This window comes from Streptomyces sp. NPDC031111 (genome assembly GCF_055570675.1).
In genome coordinates, this window is the sequence record NZ_JBVIGS010000004.1 from 263,592 (window position 1) to 281,129 (window position 17,538).

Genomic DNA, 17,538 nt, shown 5'->3' on the forward strand with positions numbered 1-17,538 from the left:
CCCCCCACGGCCCCGGGCGCCCAGGACGACACGGGCGCCCGGGGCAGGCGCGACTCGGCGGGCACCCCCTAGTGGCCGGCGGCCCGTGCGGTGACGCGCTGAACGGCCTGGACGGCGAGGTCGGGCCGGGCGACGTGGACGTAGTGGTCGCTCCCCTCGGCCGTACGCAGCGTGCTCCGCTCGGAGAGCGCGAGCCACTGGCGCTGGCCCTCGGACCACATCCGCTCCAGCGCGGGGCCGTACTCGGGCACCGAGGCGTACTGGGTCTCGTGCTTGATGATCTCCACGGGGATGTTCCCGGCGGAGCGGACCTCCCCGTCGGCGATGACCAGGTTCTCCGGGTTCTGTCCCGCGTTCACCGCGAGCGCCTGCTCGCGCAGTTGGGCCGCGGGGCCGGTGGCCGACTCGGGAATCACCTTCGAGATGTCGGCCGACAGCTTCGGAATGGTGGCGTCCAGCAACACCAGGCCCTTCACCCGGTCCTGGTGGTCGGGTGCGTAGCGGGCGGCGATCCACCCGCCCAGGGAATGGCCGGCCAGGACCACCGGACCGTCACCGGCGACCCGGTCGAGCACCGCGGTGAGGAGCCTGCCGGCGTCGGTGACCTGCTGGGGACCGTCGGGCTTGTCGCTCTCGCCCTCACCGAGCCGGTCGTAGGAGCAGACCCGGTGCTTCCCGCTCAGGGTCTTCTGGAGGCCGGCCATTGTGTCCAGCCCGTCCCCTCCTCCGGGCATCAGGACGACGACGGGCCCGCCGTCCGCCGCCTCGCCGGAGCAGGAGACGTTGACCGAGTGCCCGTCGACTCGGATCTTCCCGGTGCCGGAGACCAGGTCTTCCGCGCCCTTCTCGGCGGTCGCGGTGGGCTTCGGCCGGGAATCCGTGCCGACGGTCTCCTCGCAGGCGACGAGCCCTGCGCCGGCCACGGTGCAGCACAGCGCGGCCACGGCCGCCGCCTTGATGGTGCGGATCACGAGACGCTCCAGGGAGGTGAGGGGAGGGAACAGTCGGTCGCCCCGGGCCGGAACCGGCTGCCCGGCGACCACGACTGGACCCTATGAACGCCGCGTCCCGGAATCGTCACCCCGTGGTGGACACCTGCGTGTAGCTCACGGGAGGGACGGACACCGCGCAGAATGGCCGGATGTCCTGGCATGACGTGAACACACAGGAACCGGGGACCGGCTCCTGTCTCCCCTGGGCGGCCTCCGCACTGTTCGGAGCGGCGACGGGCTGTGCCGCCTGGGCACTGACCGTCTGGGCCCGCGCGTACTGCGACGCCGGTTACGACGCCGGCGGACGCTTCGAACTCAACGCCCTGCTCCCGCTGGTGGTGATGGCCGGAACGGTCGTCGGACTCGTGGCCCTCGCCGTCGGCCGACGCCTGGCGCCGCACGCGCCGACAGCGGTACGCGCCGCGCTGCCGACGCTGCTGGTGATCGCCGCGACGGTGGCGCCGGCCTGGTGGCTCTTCGCGACCCGCGGGACACTCGACGGCTATCCCGGCGACTCCGGCCTCTGCCCCGCGAGCAACGTCCCGCCCCAGTGGCCCTCCTGGATCCCCTCCTGAAGGAACTCGGGGCACCGGGTCACGGCATCTCGCCGCGCATCCGCTTGGCGGCCCGGCCCAGCAGGGTCATGGCGCCCAGACAGATCGCGGTGACCGTGCCCCCGACGGCGATGGGCATCGGGTCGGCGTCCTTGATGCCGTTGCCCAGGATCAGCGCACCGACCGCCATGATCACGGAGTACAGGGCGCGGCCCACCTTGGCACCGGCCGGGATCCCCCGGAGCAGCTGCGGGATCGTGCTCGCCGCCGCCACCCCGAGGGCGCCCGGGATGGACGCGCCGAGCAGCAGGAAGCCGAAGCCGAAGGAATTGCCGAACGCGCCTTCTCCGGCGCCCATGTGGAGAAGCCAGCCGACCGCACCCAGGGACAGCAGGGCGAGCAGCCCGTTGAGGTAGGCGGCCAGCGTGGCGGCCTTGCGCGCGCTGGGCAGATGCGCGGCGGGGGACCGCCAGGCGTCCGGCGTGATCTGCCGCAACTGGCGGCGCAGCGCGACCATCTTCTGGAACGAGACGACACCGACGGCCGACAGCGCGAGACCGATGAGCGCGGCGATGAATCCGGTGGGCTGTTCGGTGAAGCCGTAATGGAGTCCGCCGAAGGCGAGCGGGAAGCCCACCACGTATCCGACGGCGAACATCTTGCTGGTCCGCTGGATCCTGATGACCAGCTCGCGCTGATTCACGTTGAGCCCGGGATCGATCACCATCTGCGCGTCACCGACCCGCTGCGGCGGCACCGGCTGCTGGTACTGCCCCGGGTGGGGCGGCTGCTGCGGGGGCCAGTTGCCCTGCTGCGGCGGATGGGGCTGGTACGGCTGCTGAGGGTGCTGCCCCTGCGGCGGATACTGCCCCTGCTGCGGATAGGGACCCTGCGGCTGCCCTGGATACATGCGTGTCTCCCCCGAAACGGCGTGTTGTCGGCCCGCGAGTCTGCCATATGCACGCCCGCGCATCTTTTGGCTCGGGCGCCGGTCTCGTAGGCAAACGGTGAAGATCGACCGCCTCGACCGCCTCGACCGCCGCCCCGGCAGCACGGTCAGTTTTCGAGAAGCGCCGGTGCCCCGGCCGCCCGTACCGTCGAAGCCATGGACTCCATCGACTCCGTCACCCTGGAGGTGGCCGACCCCAGGGCCGCCGCGCACTTCTACTCCGCCGCCTTCGGACTGGACCCGTCACGGGTACGGGTCCGCGCTTCCGAGGCCCCGACGACCGGCTTCCGCGGCTTCACGCTGTCCCTGGTGGTGTCCCAGCCGGGCAACGTCGACGCGCTCCTCTCCGCCGCCCGCGACGCCGGCGCCACCGTCCTCAAGCCCGCCGCGAAGTCGCTGTGGGGCTACGGCGGAGTCGTCCAGGCCCCGGACGGCACGGTCTGGCAGCTCGCGACCTCGGCGAAGAAGGACACCCGACCCGTCACACGGGACGTCGACGAACTGGTGCTGCTGCTGGGCGTGGAGGACGTGAAGGCGAGCAAGCAGTTCTACGTCGAGCAGGGCCTCACCGTGGGCAAGAGCTTCGGCGGCAAGTACGTCGAGTTCGCCACCGGACCGGGCACCGTCAAGCTCTCCCTGTACAAGCGCCGCGCCCTCGCCAAGGTCGCGGGTGTCCCCGCCGACGGCACCGGCTCGCACCGCCTCGTACTCTCCGGCGCCACCCGCCCGTTCACCGACCCGGACGGCTTCACCTGGGAGCCGACCGCCCCGCTGACCGTCTCCGGCTGACCCGCTCAGCCCGCCTGGGCGTCGTCCGGGAGCCTGGCGGTGTCCTCGGCCGCCGGGGCCTCGACGGTCACGGGACGGTTGACGTCCAGGAAGGTGACGGTCAGGTCGAGCGGCCCGCCACTGGTGCCGCCCCGCACACGGAACTGCTTGGCGCGGTCGTCGCCGTCGAGCCACAGGTCCATGGTGAGCGTGTCCGAGACGCGGAGCCCCATGAACTGATCGAGGGCCTCGGTCCGCTGCTCCCGCGCCGCCCCGTCCGGGGCGGAGTCACCGGCGGCGCGCAGTCCATTCAGGTCGACCGTTCCCTTGTAGTGCGTCGTCCTGTCCCCGTCGACCGTCTCGCTCCCGATCCTCCGCACGTTCTTGGACCCGGTGAGCAGCGTGGACTGCACGACCGGGCTTCCCTCGAGCTGAGGGGGCAGTACGCCGTAGGAGTTGTTGTCCACGGAGATGCCTCCCCATGCGGCGGGATCGGCTCCGAACCAGCTCCTGCCCGCCGGTTTCCCGGTGGCGACCGCGCTCCCGCCGACGTACATCGCCCCGTCGACGAACCGGACCTTCAGCTCGCCACCCGCACCGCCCTGATCGGCCGTGGTCATCTTCATGCTCATGGCCGGCGGTTCCGTCCTCATGGATGCCTCGGCCTCCAGACGGCCCTTCTCCGGCACGGTCCCGGTGACCCGGTAGCGGAGCGACGTGATGTCCGCGGAGTTCTCCGCCGCCTCCGCCACGGCCGCCGCGGGTGTCACGTCGGACGGACCCTCGCCACCGGAGCCACTTCCGGCGCCACAGGCGACCGCACCCCCGGCCAGCAGCACGACGGCGTACGCGGCGATCGTGACCGCGCGCGGAACGGAACGACGTGGAACGCCCACTCTTCCCCCCAACCCAGGTGGCAGCCCCCCTGCCGAGGCCGCGAGCGTACCCGACTACCGTGCCCGCAACGCCCGTCCACGTCCGCCGCCTTGAGGAGCCACGATGCCCGGAGAGACACCCGAGACACCCGAGCCGCCCGCGCAGGACCTGCGCACGCTGATACCGGAGTACGCGGGCCTGGTCCGGGACACCACCCTCCTCAACCCGGAGCCCGGCGACCCCGGCGCGCGGGAGAGCTCGCTGGGCGGCCCGCTGCTGTGGCCCGCGGACGAGCCGTGGCCGTACTGCGCGCAGGAGGACCACTGGACCTTCGGGCCCGACTGGAACAACCGGAACGAGATCGTCCCCGGCGCGGTGCCGATGGTGCCGATCCTCCAGCTGTTCGCGCGGGACGTGCCGGGACTGGAGTTCCCGGAGGGGAAGGACCTGCTGCAAGTCGTGTGGTGCGCGCTGATCCACGAGCAGGATCCGGGGCCGGTGATGCCGCGCCTGTACTGGCGCGAGGAGGCGGAGGTCGTGGCCGGGGGCGCGCTGTCCGAGATCCCCGAGGCGGGCGAGGGGGAGTACGACGAGGACAACATGCCGGAGCCGTCCACGCTGTCCCCGTCCACCGAGCGGGACTGGCCGAGGTGGCTCGATCTGCCCAAGGACATGTGGGAGACCTGGGAGCCTCGTTTCCGGCTGCCGTCGGGCGGCTCCCGGTGGCCGTCGGACTCCAACGTCATCGCGACGAAGGTCGGCGGCTGGCCCGCCTGGACGCAGCCCGCCGACTGGCCGGACTGCGCCCGCGGACACCGCATGGAGCACCTTCTGACCATCACCGGCGACATCCAGCTGGGCGACTGCGGCGGCGTCTACTTCTTCCACTGCCGCCAGTGCCCCGGCCACCCGTGGGACTGGCGCTTCGACTGCCACTGACAGCCCGTCCCGCACCGGCGCCGCCCCGGTCGTACGCCCCTCAGGACACAACCGGCCAGGGACCCTTGCGGCCACCGCTTCTCTCTTCCGGCCCCCCTGACCCGCGGCGAAAGTAGTCCCTGCCGCCGGACGCCACCCCCGTACACCACCCTCACAGCCGCACCGCGAGGCGTCTGTGAGGGCCGGGGACGCGCGTTCGCCCACTCGACTTCCGTGCCGCAGGAGAAGCCATGAAGCTGAGCAATGCCGTGCGCCGTACGTCCGCAGTCCTGGCCGTCGGGGCGATGTCCCTGGGCCTGGTCACCGTCGCCGGCGGGGCCGCGCAGGCCGTCGCCTCGTGCACCGGCAATGTGTCGGTCTACGGCACGCTGTCGGACGGCAGACTGACGTACACGGCGATCGAACCGAACACCGGCGACCGCGTGAAGACGCTCATCGGCCCGGACCTCGGCTTCACGCCGAAGGCGATGGCCACGCTCAACTTCAACACGGTGCTGGTCACATCGACCAGCGGGGACCTCTACCGCGTCGACGTCCAGACCAACAACACGTCCCTCGGGCTCGCCGGGATCGTCAAGATCTGGGACGGCGGCTGGACCTTCGACAAGATGGTCTACGACGGCGCCGGCCACCTCTACGGCACGGTCGACGGGCAGCTCCACCAGTACCTGGTGTCGCAGGACAAGCCCTCCGGGTCCGCCCACATAGGCCGGCACGTCGTGATCGACACGGGCTTCGTCCTCAAGACGCTCGCCGCCGCGGGCGACGACCGCATCATCGCCTCCACCTCGGACGGACGGCTGCTCAGCTACAAGATCAACGGCGTGGGCGACTGGGACCGCGCGGTGCTGAAGTCGAGTGGCTGGTCGGCGGTCGACTCGCTGTCCTCCCCCGGCGGGGGCCTCTACTACGGCCGTACCAACGGCGGCCTGTACTGGTACCACGACGCCGACCCGACCGACGGGGACGGCAGCGACATCGCGTACCACCCGAACGACCCGGTGGACGCCTCCGGCTGGACGCAGACCCTCCTGTCGGCCTACGCGGACAACTGCGCCTACGTGCCGCCGACCCCGCCGAAGTCCGTGCAGGGCGGCACGATTTACCGCAGCGAGGTCATGACCCGCGCCAAGGACTGGTACAACCGCAACATCCAGTACAGCCAGAGCGCCGACGCGACCGACATCGAGGGCGACGACTCCTACCGCACCGACTGCTCCGGTTTCGTCTCCATGGCGTGGCACCTCACCTCCTCGCTGACGACGCAGAGCCTCTCCCAGGCGAGCAGCCAGATCTCCAAGGCCGACCTCAGGCCCGGTGACGCGCTGAACTCCAGCAGCCAGGGGCACGCGGTCCTCTTCGCGGGCTGGAAGGACCAGGACGCGGGCACCTTCTACTACTACTCCCTGAGCAGCCCGGAGTCGGACATGAACTACCGGTCCGCGAACGTCTACAGCGGCACCATCGACAGCCACGCCGCCTCGTCCTACGTCGCCCTGCGCTACGACAAGATCGCCTGACGCACGACGCCCCAGAGGGCCCCGCCGGAGGAGGCGGGGCCCTCTCGTGCTCCGTGGGGCGGTGGGGGCCTACTGCCAGCCGGCGTCGTCGGCCGTGTCGACGGCGGGAGAGGCGACCTCGGCGGCCTTGGCGGTACGGGTGCGAGGCATGGCTGTCCGTTCCTTCCTTGTCCTGGCCGGGGCTCCCAGGTTCGTCGCCGACCCGGGCACGTGAGAAGGGTTCCTCGCTGGACGGAACGGGCCTTGGACCGATGCGTCCACGCCCGCCGCCTCAGTCCACCGGCTGCGCGTCGAACGCCAGCGGCATCAGCGGTACCTCGGCACCCGTCAGTCGCGCCGCCGCCAACTGCGGGACGTCGCCCAGCAGTCGGGCGCAGACACGGACGGCTCGTTCCTCGGCCTCCTCCAGCCCGTCGGTCAGCAGATAGAAGCCCAGGGTGAGCCGGGAGGGGGAGCGGAGGTGCACGGCGAGGTGCTCCACGCGGTCGTCGCGGACCAGGGACGAGCGCACCAACTCACGGACGTCCCCCGGCAGTCGAGCGCCCGCGGGAAGTTCCAGATGCGCGTGGACGAGATACATGCGCTTCAGCGTCTCAAGGGAAAAGGTTGCCAAGTGCCGCCTCGAGATGGCCGGTTGTGGCCCTGGCCCGTTCCGTCCTCGCCCTGTGCCGACGTGTTGCCGCTCTGCGAAGATCGCCACTCAACAGGGGATGTTGTGTGCAGAAACGGGGGGACCCACGTGCTGACCGCACTCGGACTCGACTCCGTCGCGGAGACGGTGTACCGCACCATGCTCAGACACCCGGCCGCCGGTGTGGCGGACCTCGGCGACGCCGCGGGACTGCCCGAGGAGGACGTGCGCGACGCCCTCGACACCCTGAGCGAGCTCGCGCTGGTGCGTCCGGCCGCCGGGGACGCGGAACGGCTGCGGGCGGTCTCGCCGGACATCGGCATGGAGATCCTCATGGCCCGGCAGCAGGCCCGGCTGGCGGAGCAGCGGCAGCGCCTGGAGGCCTCGCGGGTGGCGGCGGCCCAGCTCATCTCCGAGTACGCCGAGCTGCGGCCGGTCACCGGCCATCCCGGGGTGGAGCAACTGGTGGGCCTCGACCAGATCCGCGACCGGCTGGCCGCGCTCACCCGTGAGGTGCGCGAGGAGTTACTGACGTTCGCGCCGGGCGGACCGCAGACCGCCGAGAACATGGCCGCGTCCCGGCCGCTCAACCAGGATCTGCTCGGCCGCGGGGTGCGGATGCGCACGATCTACCTGGACAGCGTGCGCACCAACAGGCCCACCGTCGAGCACGCCGACTGGCTGGCCCGGCTGGGCGGTCAGGTCCGTACGGTGCCGTCGCTCCCCACGCGGATGATCCTCATGGACCGGCGGATCGCCATGATCTCCGTCAGCAGCGACGACACCGCCGCCGGCGCCGTACTGCTCACCGGACAGGGCACGCTCACCGCTCTCTGTTCGCTCTTCGAGACCACTTGGGAGTCCGCCCGGCCCCTCGGCCAGGTCGTGCCCGTCGACGCGCACGGCCTCACCGGGCAGCAGGCCACCGCCCTGCGTCTGCTCGCCGAGGGCCACACCGACGAGGCCATCGCCAAGCGCCTCGGTGTGTCCCACCGCACCGCCCGCCGTATCGCCTCCGAGCTGATGGACCGCCTCGGTGCCCGCAGCCGCTTCGAGGCAGGCGTACGCGCCGTCCAGCAGGGCTGGCTGCCGTGCCACCCCTGACGCCCGTGCCGGGGCCGGACGCGTTCAGCGCACCGGGAAGCCGAAGGAGTACCCCTGCTCCTTGAGCCAGGGCAGTACCTGGCGCAGCGCTTCGACGGTCTGGGAGCGGTCGCCGCCCGCGTCGTGGAAGAGCAGCGTCGGCCCGTTGGGGAGCTCCCGCTCGACGGTGGCGACGATGGCGTCCGCACCCGGCTGCTCGAAGTCCTTGGTGTCGACGTTCCAGCCCAGCGGGCGCATGCCCTCTGCGGCCGCCACCTTGCGGCTGTGGGGGGTGAAGGCCCCGCCGGGCGCCCGGTAGTACATCGACCGGACGCCCCCCGACGCCTTGGTGATCATGCGCTCGGCGTCCAGGATCTCCTTCGACTGGTAGGCCTCGGACTTCTTGTCCATGGCGGTGTCGTGCGAGACGGAGTGGTTGCACAGCCGGTGCCCGGCCGCGACCACCTCCTTCACGAGGTCCGGGTGGGCCTGCGCCTGCGTCCCCGTCACACAGAACGTGGCCTTCACCCCGTGCTCGCGCAGCAGGTCGAGCACCTGGGGCGTCCACTGGGGGTCGGGGCCGTCGTCGATGGTGATGTTGACACCGCGCTCCCCGGCGTCCGAGGCGTGCACGATGGCCGGGTCGACGGGCTTGACGTCACCGCCCGGCTTGGCCGACGCGGGAGCCTTCGACGAGGAACTGTTCACGGCGTCGGCCTGCGCGGTCCACACCGAGGCACCGACCGCCAGCATCGTCACCCCGAGTGCCGCCCCGGCCACCTTGCCGTACCAGCCCCGCCCAGCACCGTGCCGTGCCATGTCCGCCCCGCCTTCAGTTGGTTGCCCGCCGAACCCCAGCCACCGTGAGGATCACCTCGCAGGACGAGCAACGGACCTCCCGGGATGCGTCCGTTACCGATCACGGACAATCCCGGAGGAGTTCACGGACAACTCGACGCGCACCGGCCGCGACGGGCCCGGAGGCCGCGACGAACGTGGCTGTGTAACCGGCTGGTGACAGCGTTGTCCTACGACGGCGACGACGGGATCCCCGCACCCCCAGGCCCCCTCCTCCTGAGCGAAGAAGCACTGAGAGCCGAGGACGCCTCGGCCTCACCTCCACAGAACCGATCAGCAAGGGGATCTCATGTTCGGCAACCGTCGCAAGGCCGTCCTCGCCGCCGTCGCCCTCGCGGGCTCAGCCGTGCTGATGACGGCGTGCCAGGACACGGACACGGACGACACGCAGGGATCCTCGTCCTCCTCGTCGGCGGCGAACACCGGCAAGAGCGCGGACAAGAGCGCGGACAAGGGCACGGACAAGGGCACGGACAAGCGCACCGACACGACGGGCGGGGGAACCGACGAGGGGGCCGGCTCCGGCGTCGACACCGGAAACGGCGAGCGGGTCCCCGTCGAGCAGAGCTGCGGCGCCAACGACATCTCCTGGAGCACCCGCTCCGAGACCCAGGCCGGCGGCTACATCCTGATCACCGCGAAGGCCAAGCCGGGCATCACCTGCTACCTGCCCGCCGCCCTGCCGACCGTGGCCTTCGGCTCCGACGGCACCGAGGCGGGCCCCGCCGAGCAGTCCGTCGGCGAGCAGATCAAGCTGAGCGGCGACACGGCCGCCTACGCCGGAGTGAACCCGAAGACCACCAACGGCGACGGCGGCAAGGAACTGGACACCATCATCGTCGCCGTCGGCGACAACGACCCCAACCCCGTCTCCCTGCCGGTCGGCACCATCGTCGTGGACGACCCGATCGTCACCAACTGGCACACGTCCTCGACGGACGCGGTCCCGTTCGCCTGAGGGGTCGACGAGAGTCAACGCGCTGAGTCAGTACGGCCCTTGACGTCGTGTCCGCTACTCCTAGGGGGCCCGGGCGGGACGACGTACGCGCTCAGCGGCGGCCTGGCCGACCTCCTCGCGGGCAAGCCCAACGACGGCTTCACCCTGACCCCGGTCACCCCTGCTCCAGGAGCCTCGCTTCGAGGTCGCGCAGGTCCTTGGCTATGTTGGCTCCGACCTGGCGGGCCAGCAGCGGCGCCGCGAGCCTGTAGAACCCTCCCCCGCCGCCCCGGACGCGGATGCGGGCGAGGGTGCCGTCCGGGTGGGGGTCGAAGGTGTACGTGACCCGCATGGGCATCGGGCCCGCCACGGAGGTCATGTCCAGCAGGGTGGGGGGTTCGTACGCGGTGACCCGCAGGACGTAGTCGATGCGGCGGCCCAGGAAGTACGCCGTACGGGTCACCTCCGCCCCCGTTCCGAAGCCCCCTCCCTCCGCCTCCGTGGTGAGCTCGGCCGTGCGGATCCCCTGCGTCCAGTCGGCGTCGTGGCGCCAGTCCATGGCGTAGGCGGCCACGGTTTCGGGCGGCAGCGGGATGATCCGGTCGGCCGTCACGTCGATCGTCATGGCACCGAGCCTCCTCCTCCCCGAGAGGGGTCACCACCCGGTGCGGACGGGACCGCCGCCGCCGTACGCCATGACTCCGCACGGCACGCGAGAACGCGCCGGAACGGGACAAACCGGAACCCACGCGAGACGCTGCCCCCATGACCACCACACCCCCACCCGCCGCCGGCGCCCCTCCCCGCTTCGACGACCTGACCGCCCTCTACATCAACTGCACCCTCAAACCGTCCCCGCAGCTCAGCCACACCCAGGGCCTGATCGACAAGAGCGCGGAGATCATGACGTCGTGCGGGGTCACCACGTCCGAGATCCGCGCCGTCGACCACGACATCGCGCCCGGCGTGTACCCGGACATGACCGAGCACGGTTTCGCCGCCGACGAGTGGCCCGCACTGTACGAGCGGGTGATGGCCGCGGACATCCTGGTCATCGCCGGCCCGATCTGGCTGGGCGACAACAGCTCGGTGACCAAGAAGGTGATCGAGCGTCTCTACGCCTGCTCCAGCCTCCTCAACTCGCAGGGCCAGTACGCCTATTACGGCCGAGTGGGCGGCTGTCTGATCACCGGCAACGAGGACGGCGCGAAGCACTGCGCGATGAACGTCCTCTACAGCCTCCAGCACCTCGGCTACACGATCCCGCCCCAGGCCGACGCCGGCTGGGTCGGCCCGGCCGGCCCCGGACCGTCGTACCTCGACCCCGGTTCCGGCGGCCCGGAGAACGACTTCACCAACCGCAACACGTCGTTCATGACCTGGAACCTCATGCACATCGCGGGCCTGCTCAAACGCGCCGGAGGAGTCCCCGCGTACGGCAACCAGCGCTCGCGGTGGGACGCCGGCTGCCATGCGGGGGCGGACAACCCCGAACACCGCTGAACGGAGGCGGTCCGATCGCGGGCACCGCCTCCGTACTCCGCCGTCCTCGTGATGGGTACCCGTACTCATGCCCGAGCGTGTCCTCCGGCGCATCTTTGGGAGCACCGACCCGGACGGACCGAAGGAACCTCGATGCCGAACGCCTCCCGCCAGAGCCGCATCCCGCGCCTGCGCCAACTCCTTGCCCTGGCCACGGGCAACTGGCTCGCCCGCGGCTATCTGGCGGTGTTCGCCGCCTCGGTCCTGGTCATGTTCCTCGCCCCGGGCAGTGACTTCGCCGCGGCCCCCCTGCTGCTCACGGCACCGCTCTCCCTGCTGAGTGTGGTTCTCCCCTACGGCCCCGGCACCGCGGGCGGCGGGACGGCCGAAGTGCTCGCCGTCGGCCTCTGGACGGTTTGGCTCCTGTTGTGCGCCCTCGTGAATGCCGCCGTGCTGGGTGCTCTCGTCACCGGGAGGGCCTTCTCCGAACGGAGGGGAGCGGAGCCGGCGCACTCCGCGCGCCCTCACCCTCACGGCATCCGGGCCCTGCTCGCACCCGCCGTCGACAACTGGCTCGCGCGCGGCTATCTCGCCGTGGTCGCGGCGGCGCTGGGCTTCTTCCTCTACGCCGTGTACCTGTCGCCGGACCCGGGATTCGCCGCCATCTGGCCGCTCATGGCCACGGCGCCGCTCAGCATCCTGGCCTTCCTGGTGGCGTCACCCGCGGAGTACTTCGCCTTCTCCTGGCTGAGCCAGCTGATCTTCTCTGTCGGTGTGACGGCGTCCGGCCTGGTCAACGCCGTGCTGCTCGGCATGTTCGCCCGCAGACTACGGACACCGGGAGCTCACCCGGCCGGCCGACGTCCGGCCCTGTAGCCCCGCCTCACGGCATGGACGCTTCCGCTTCCGCTTCGAGGAGCGCGCGGAAGGCGCGCGGGGGGCGGCCGGTGAGGCGCTGGACGGAGTCGGTGACCCGGTCCTCCGCCCCTTGCGCGATGGCACGGTCCATCTCGGCCAGCATCGCGGCGAATTCCACCGGGACCTCCCCCGTAAGGTGATCGCGCATCTGCTCGTAGGACATGCGGCGGTGCACCACGGGCCGGCCGGTGACCTCAGTGATGATCCTCGCGATGTCGTCGTGGCCGAGCGCCTGGGGTCCGGTGAGGACGAGATCGGTGTTGGGGGCCTGGGCGTCGGTCAGGCAGCGGACGGCGACGGCGGCGATGTCCTCGGCGTCGACGAAGCCGACCCGGCCGCTTCCGGTGGCGGTCCGGATGACGCCCTCGGCACGGATGGCGCGGGCGTGCAGGTGCGTGCCGGTGAAGTTCTGCATGAACCACGAGGGCCGCAGCACCGCCCACTGCTCGAACAGATCGGGCAGGGCCTGGTGCACCGTTCCCACCGCCGGACCGCCTTCGGGGATGGCCGAGGAGCTCAGCAGCACCGCACGGCGCACGCCGGCGGTACGGGCCCGATGGAGGAACGGCAGCATGACCGGCGCGGGGTCGGAGTCGCCCACGGGCGGTACGAGGTAGACGCGGTCGACGCCGTCGAGAGCGGCCGTGTGGGTGGCGGGGTCGTACCAGTCGAAGCGGACCGGCTCGGCGCCGGCGACCGGGGTGGCCCGACGGGCGGCGGCTCTGACGCGGTGGCCCGCGGCCGTCAGCCGTGCGGCGGTGCGGCTGCCGGTGGTGCCCGTGGCGCCGATGACCAGCGTGGTGCCGGCGGTGGTCATCGGCTGCTCCCGGTGAAGTCGGCGCCGGGTTCCTGGACGACGAGGGGGTTCCAGTAGTCGCGATAGGAGGTGAAGCGCCCGTCCCGAATGGTCACGACGGCGATGTAGGTCATGTCGAAGGGAGCGTCGGTCTCCACCATGCGTCCGACGCCGCGCATCTCGACCACGATGGTCCGCGGATCGGCGGTCTCGTGGATCAGCAGGTCGGGGAAGTCGTGCAGGTCGATGTGGTCGGGGTAGTGCCGCATGTAGGCGGCGACGGCCTCCTTGCCCTCCAGACGCGAGGGCCAGCCGTCGGGGGCGAACGGGAACTCCATGGTCCCGTCCTCGGCCCACAGGGCGACCCACGCGGGAATGTCCTTGTCGAGCAGCAGCCGCAGGCTGTGGCGGTACAGCTCCGCCGGGGAAGTCGGTGCGGACATGGGTGTCCTCCATCTCGTACTTCTCGTAGAATCCGGACCCAGGGTCCGCTTTGACGATACGGACCCGGGGTCCGTTTTGCAACGAGAACAAAGAGAACAAGGGGAAGGGGAGGAGACGGATGCCGGAGCCCAGGTCCCGCAAGGACGCCGCCCGCAACCGGGAGGCGGTGCTCGCGGCCGCCGACGCCCTGTTCACCCGCCGCGAGAATCCCGAGGACATCACCATGGCCGACGTCGCGGCGGCGGCCGGCGTCGGCAAGGGCACGCTCTTCCGTGCCTTCGGCGATCGCGCCGGGCTGCTCCGCGCGCTGTACGAGGCACGGCTCGAACCGGTCAGGGAGGCCGTCGAGTCCGGACCACCGCCCCTGGGCCCCGCGACCCCGCCACGGGAGCGCGTACCCGCCCTGCTCGACGCCGTCCTGTGCTTCAAGCTGGACAACAGGCCCCTCGCACTGGCCCTGGAGGAAAGCGGGAGCGGCAGCCCGTACCGGGCGGAGCACTACGAGCGCTGGCACACCCTGCTGCGATCCGTACTGGACCGGATCCCCGGACTGACCGGCACCGACTTCACGGCCCACGCCCTGCTCGCCGCCACCCGAGCCGACCTGGTCGAGCACCTGGCCGGCGAGGAGCGCGTGCCGCGCGAGACGCTGCGGTCACAGCTGGCGGACTTCACCGCCCGCTGCCTGACCGCCACCGAGCGCTGACCGGACGCACGGCGCGAGCACCACGAGCGTCACGAGTTCTCGCGGTCCTCCCGGTGATGGCCTCGCGTGATCAGCCATGTGCCGCCGACGACGAGAAGCGCGAACAACGCCAGGCCCGCGCCCTGTGCCGCCAGGAGCCAGAGCCGGTCGGCCAGGGAGAGGCTGCCGGTCAGGGTCACCTGGAGGGAGCCGACGGCGAAGGCGATGGCGGCGGTGAATACGGCGACGACTTCGACGACGCGCACGGACGAGGTGTGCAGGGAACGCTCAAGGCGCGCGTTCGCGGCCGTCTGCTGTTCCCATCGGCGCCGCTGCTCCGCGTCCCGCAGGGCCCGCAGCCGCCCCTCCTGTATCGCCTCCCGCTTGGTCAGGTACTGGTCCTGAAGAACACCGAGGCTGGCGGTGGGGCTCGCGGCCAGCAGCGCGAGGGCCGTGTCCATGCTCTCCAGGGCTTCGTCGTGCCGCCCGCACATGTGCAGACCGGCGGCGAGCCGCGCGCGGAACATGTGGTCGCGCGGGTATGCCTCGACCGCTTCCTCCGCGTGGTCGCGCAGCAGTTCGCCCTGGCCCTCGAACGGGGCGGCGAAGGCGAGTCCGTTGAGGCAGACGTCCACGGTGTGCCGGGTGCGGCCCGGTGCCGACCAGGCCCGCTCCAGCCGCTCGGTGGCGTACTCGACGGTCAGTGCCCGGCTGCCGAACGCGGCGAAGGCCTGAAGCGCCAGGAACACGGGCTCGTGACGGAAGGGGCCGCAGGCCAGGGCAAGGGGCGAGGACGCAAGGAAGGTGTGCAGCTCGTCGAAGCAGAAGTTCGCCCTCAGCTTGCCCGCGTGGAAGAGCGTGAGCAGGAACGCGGCGCGGTCACCCGCGGCGTCCGCCGCCGCCTCGCCGGCCGCCGACGCGAGCTCGGCCGCCGGCTCGACGCTCCCACGGTTGAGAAACCCGTTCCCGAGCCCCCACTGCTCGGCGACGACGCCCCAACTCCCGTCAGCGACACGGCCCGTCATCCAACGAGCACACTCCAGCGCTGTACTCACGGTCGGCCGCTCGCGAAACCGCTGACGCCAATAACGGTCCGCACACATGAAATACGGGTCGGCGTCGAGGTCCGCCGACGCCACCTCGAATGCGGGTGGAGTCCCCGCCGCCAGCAACTCGGCGGCCACCTCATCACAGATCCGGTCGCGCACCCGCGCGTCCGCGGTACGAGCCTGATCCAGCCGCGCCACGATGGTGGCCGCGTCCATCCGTCCCCCTCACCTATGGCAGTGATCGACTCGAACCTACAGGTGCGAAGGGGAAGTTGAGCCTGGACAGGGTGTGAGGCGGGCTTGCTGCCGGATCGGCCGGAACCGATCGGGCCCGGGGGTCGGGACGGATCCCACCCGCCTCACCGCGGAGTTACAGATCAACTCCGTTGTGGTCAAACAGCTTCACGATCCCCGCCGGTCCGGACTGAGGTGGGCGTAGCCGGCGCCCTGGGCGAAGTTCAGGAAGTACGGTCCGTGTTCGGCGGGTCCGCCAAGCGGTGGCCGAGGCTTGGCGTCCGGCATGCGCCCGTGTGTTCAGGCGGAGGCGGAGTTGTCGGCACGGCCCGCTGATTCGGCGGCGGCGCGACGGTACTCGGCGTTGATGCGCTGCGCTTCCTCGAGCTGGTCCTCGAGGATGACGATGCGGCACGCGGCCTCGATCGGAGTCCCCTTGTCGACGAGCTCCCGGGCGCGCGCGGCGATCCGCAGCTGGTAGCGGGAGTACCGGCGATGTCCTCCCTCCGAGCGGAGCGGAGTGATCAGGCGAGCCTCACCGATGGCTCGGAGGAAGGCCGGGGTGGTGCCGAGCATCTCGGCTGCCCGGCCCATGGAGTACGCGGGGTAGTCGTCGTCGTCCAGACGATCATTCAGGGGGTTGTCCGATGTCATGTCACCTCGCTGTGCAACGCGTCGAGGGGCCCTGGTGCCGTACGGCACCAGGGCCCCGAAGGAAATTGAACACCATCTGTCGGCCCTACTGCTGTGCCGACCTTCGGTTTCCGCTACCCGGCCCGGCAGAGGGGGGTGCGGGGGGATCGCAGCTGCTTGACCGGGAACCACCATCCATTCGGGGTTCTTGCGGTACCCGGGCCGAGTGCTTCTCGGGCCGGGCGATCCTGATGGCGTCTGCTCCTCCGTTCCTCCCTGAACCAACCACTGATGGAACCTGTACCGCTTTCGGCAGCTCCTCGACGTGCGAGCCGCCCAGTGCGGCTCCCAGTCCCGTCACCGTTCTGGGAACACCCGGGCTTCGAGTCTCGAGAGCCGCACTGACCTGCGTATTTCGTGTTCAGTCATCCGCCAGTTCGTGTCTGGCGGATCTCATCGACCGTTTCGTACGAGAAGAAGCATACCCACGGCAGGACCGAAAAGCTACTCCAGCAAGAGGAGATTTCACTCTTCTGGTGGTGGAGGAATCCTGCTGTGGCCGGCCCTCACCGGTGGGCGGAAGCCGCATGCTCGTCGCGCGCGCAGCCACTTCGGCCCCGCGGGGCTTTCCGGTACGGGTGGGCCGCATAAGCTCTGCGGTCATGTCGAACCCTGATGAGCTGCTTGTCGCCATCTCCGCCGCGGTGGAGTCCGAGCGAAGCAATCAGATGTCGCTGACCGTGGTCGTCGGCGGCGCCGTCATCACCGGCCGGCTGGCTCCGGAGGCCGTGTGGAGGGAGCGGGTGGCGGAGGTCCTGAAGGACTCGGACCGTCTCGACCCGTTCTCGGACGTCTTCGCGCGCAGTCCGCGAGGGAACCGGCCCGGTCGCGGCGAGGCACCCACGCATCTGCACTTTCATCTCGCCCGGATCCTCCAGGGCACCCTCGGCATCCCGGAGACGGGTGGCATGTACCGAGTCGCGATCAAGGACGTCAGCGCATGGACCGTGGGAGATCTCATCCACTTCGACCGGTGAGACGCTGCCTCCGTCCCGTTGCCCGGCCGGCGCTTTCCGAGCGGACGGCGACACAGCGGTGGGGGGGGGGGGGGGGGGGGGGGGGGGGGGGGGGGAGGGGGGGGAGGGGGGGGGGGGGGGGGGGGGGGGGGGGGGGGGGGGGGGGGGGGGGTA

21 protein-coding genes are annotated in these 17,538 nt (G+C 71.0%); 10 read left to right on the forward strand and 11 right to left on the reverse strand.

Features of this window, described 5'->3' with window-relative positions; genetic code table 11:
- Nucleotides 1-68: 68 nt before the first annotated feature.
- Nucleotides 69-971: an alpha/beta fold hydrolase gene (locus ACZ470_RS11530; protein ID WP_468426898.1), complete on the reverse strand. Its 903-nt coding sequence runs from the start codon at nt 969-971 to the stop codon at nt 69-71.
- A gap of 170 nt (nt 972-1,141) precedes the next feature.
- On the opposite strand from ACZ470_RS11530, the gene ACZ470_RS11535 reads away from it, so the two are divergent.
- Complete coding sequence (locus ACZ470_RS11535; RefSeq protein WP_468426667.1) at nt 1,142-1,567, forward strand: hypothetical protein; 426 nt, start codon at nt 1,142-1,144, stop codon at nt 1,565-1,567.
- 19 nt (nt 1,568-1,586) lie between these two features.
- Here the strand turns inward: ACZ470_RS11535 and ACZ470_RS11540 are convergent, their stop codons facing one another.
- The gene (locus ACZ470_RS11540) at nt 1,587-2,456 is read right to left on the reverse strand and encodes a hypothetical protein (protein ID WP_468426668.1); all 870 of its coding nucleotides are present in this window, start codon (nt 2,454-2,456) and stop codon (nt 1,587-1,589) included.
- Nucleotides 2,457-2,651: 195 nt separating this feature from the next.
- Between ACZ470_RS11540 and ACZ470_RS11545 the strand changes: the two genes are divergently transcribed.
- The gene (locus ACZ470_RS11545; protein ID WP_468426669.1) at nt 2,652-3,284 is read left to right on the forward strand and encodes a VOC family protein; all 633 of its coding nucleotides are present in this window, start codon (nt 2,652-2,654) and stop codon (nt 3,282-3,284) included.
- A gap of 5 nt (nt 3,285-3,289) precedes the next feature.
- Here the strand turns inward: ACZ470_RS11545 and ACZ470_RS11550 are convergent, their stop codons facing one another.
- Nucleotides 3,290-4,159 (reverse strand): SCO4651 family lipoprotein, encoded by an 870-nt coding sequence (locus ACZ470_RS11550; RefSeq protein WP_468426670.1) that lies wholly within the window; start codon nt 4,157-4,159, stop codon nt 3,290-3,292.
- Nucleotides 4,160-4,262: 103 nt separating this feature from the next.
- On the opposite strand from ACZ470_RS11550, the gene ACZ470_RS11555 reads away from it, so the two are divergent.
- Both ACZ470_RS11555 and ACZ470_RS11560 read left to right on the forward strand, forming a co-directional pair.
- Nucleotides 4,263-5,078, forward strand: a complete 816-nt coding sequence (locus ACZ470_RS11555; protein ID WP_468426671.1) for a DUF1963 domain-containing protein — start codon at nt 4,263-4,265, stop codon at nt 5,076-5,078.
- Between the two features lie 230 nt (nt 5,079-5,308).
- Entirely contained in the window at nt 5,309-6,598 is a 1,290-nt protein-coding gene (locus tag ACZ470_RS11560; RefSeq protein WP_468426672.1) for a tachylectin-related carbohydrate-binding protein, read from the forward strand.
- Nucleotides 6,599-6,667: 69 nt separating this feature from the next.
- Here the strand turns inward: ACZ470_RS11560 and ACZ470_RS11565 are convergent, their stop codons facing one another.
- Both ACZ470_RS11565 and ACZ470_RS11570 read right to left on the reverse strand, forming a co-directional pair.
- Nucleotides 6,668-6,808: a hypothetical protein gene (locus tag ACZ470_RS11565; protein WP_468426673.1), complete on the reverse strand. Its 141-nt coding sequence runs from the start codon at nt 6,806-6,808 to the stop codon at nt 6,668-6,670.
- A 61-nt stretch (nt 6,809-6,869) separates the two neighbouring features.
- The gene (locus ACZ470_RS11570; RefSeq protein WP_468426674.1) at nt 6,870-7,178 is read right to left on the reverse strand and encodes a hypothetical protein; all 309 of its coding nucleotides are present in this window, start codon (nt 7,176-7,178) and stop codon (nt 6,870-6,872) included.
- Between the two features lie 159 nt (nt 7,179-7,337).
- On the opposite strand from ACZ470_RS11570, the gene ACZ470_RS11575 reads away from it, so the two are divergent.
- Nucleotides 7,338-8,333: a helix-turn-helix domain-containing protein gene (locus tag ACZ470_RS11575; RefSeq protein WP_468426675.1), complete on the forward strand. Its 996-nt coding sequence runs from the start codon at nt 7,338-7,340 to the stop codon at nt 8,331-8,333.
- Between the two features lie 24 nt (nt 8,334-8,357).
- Here ACZ470_RS11575 and ACZ470_RS11580 read toward each other — a convergent pair whose 3' ends face one another.
- Entirely contained in the window at nt 8,358-9,131 is a 774-nt protein-coding gene (locus tag ACZ470_RS11580) for a polysaccharide deacetylase family protein (protein ID WP_468426676.1), read from the reverse strand.
- A 328-nt stretch (nt 9,132-9,459) separates the two neighbouring features.
- Between ACZ470_RS11580 and ACZ470_RS11585 the strand changes: the two genes are divergently transcribed.
- Nucleotides 9,460-10,128: a DUF4232 domain-containing protein gene (locus tag ACZ470_RS11585; RefSeq protein ID WP_468426677.1), complete on the forward strand. Its 669-nt coding sequence runs from the start codon at nt 9,460-9,462 to the stop codon at nt 10,126-10,128.
- A 154-nt stretch (nt 10,129-10,282) separates the two neighbouring features.
- On the opposite strand, the gene ACZ470_RS11590 is transcribed toward ACZ470_RS11585, so the two are convergent.
- A complete protein-coding gene (locus ACZ470_RS11590; RefSeq protein WP_468426678.1) occupies nt 10,283-10,732 on the reverse strand; it encodes an SRPBCC family protein in 450 nt (149 codons plus the stop codon).
- A gap of 140 nt (nt 10,733-10,872) precedes the next feature.
- Here ACZ470_RS11590 and ACZ470_RS11595 point away from each other — a divergent pair, with 140 nt between their 5' ends.
- Together ACZ470_RS11595 and ACZ470_RS11600 are read left to right on the forward strand one after the other, a co-directional pair.
- Nucleotides 10,873-11,610, forward strand: coding sequence for a flavodoxin family protein (locus ACZ470_RS11595; RefSeq protein WP_468426679.1), 738 nt, complete (start codon nt 10,873-10,875; stop codon nt 11,608-11,610).
- 132 nt (nt 11,611-11,742) lie between these two features.
- On the forward strand, nt 11,743-12,465 hold the full coding sequence (locus tag ACZ470_RS11600; RefSeq protein ID WP_468426680.1) for an SCO4225 family membrane protein: 723 nt from the start codon (nt 11,743-11,745) through the stop codon (nt 12,463-12,465).
- 7 nt (nt 12,466-12,472) lie between these two features.
- Here the strand turns inward: ACZ470_RS11600 and ACZ470_RS11605 are convergent, their stop codons facing one another.
- Both ACZ470_RS11605 and ACZ470_RS11610 read right to left on the reverse strand, forming a co-directional pair.
- Nucleotides 12,473-13,324: an NAD(P)H-binding protein gene (locus tag ACZ470_RS11605; protein ID WP_468426681.1), complete on the reverse strand. Its 852-nt coding sequence runs from the start codon at nt 13,322-13,324 to the stop codon at nt 12,473-12,475.
- Nucleotides 13,321-13,746, reverse strand: coding sequence for a nuclear transport factor 2 family protein (locus ACZ470_RS11610; protein WP_468426682.1), 426 nt, complete (start codon nt 13,744-13,746; stop codon nt 13,321-13,323). Before ACZ470_RS11610 ends, ACZ470_RS11605 begins: the two co-directional genes overlap by 4 nt.
- A gap of 119 nt (nt 13,747-13,865) precedes the next feature.
- Between ACZ470_RS11610 and ACZ470_RS11615 the strand changes: the two genes are divergently transcribed.
- A complete protein-coding gene (locus tag ACZ470_RS11615; protein WP_468426683.1) occupies nt 13,866-14,453 on the forward strand; it encodes a TetR/AcrR family transcriptional regulator in 588 nt (195 codons plus the stop codon).
- 29 nt (nt 14,454-14,482) lie between these two features.
- Here the strand turns inward: ACZ470_RS11615 and ACZ470_RS11620 are convergent, their stop codons facing one another.
- Nucleotides 14,483-15,697, reverse strand: coding sequence for a hypothetical protein (locus ACZ470_RS11620; RefSeq protein ID WP_468426684.1), 1,215 nt, complete (start codon nt 15,695-15,697; stop codon nt 14,483-14,485).
- 318 nt (nt 15,698-16,015) lie between these two features.
- On the reverse strand, nt 16,016-16,369 hold the full coding sequence (locus ACZ470_RS11625) for a MerR family transcriptional regulator (RefSeq protein WP_468426685.1): 354 nt from the start codon (nt 16,367-16,369) through the stop codon (nt 16,016-16,018).
- A 641-nt stretch (nt 16,370-17,010) separates the two neighbouring features.
- Between ACZ470_RS11625 and ACZ470_RS11630 the strand changes: the two genes are divergently transcribed.
- Nucleotides 17,011-17,385 carry a hypothetical protein gene (locus ACZ470_RS11630; protein WP_468426686.1) on the forward strand — a complete coding sequence of 125 codons (375 nt, stop codon included), beginning with the start codon at nt 17,011-17,013 and terminating at the stop codon, nt 17,383-17,385.
- The last annotated feature ends 153 nt before the right edge of the window (nt 17,386-17,538 follow it).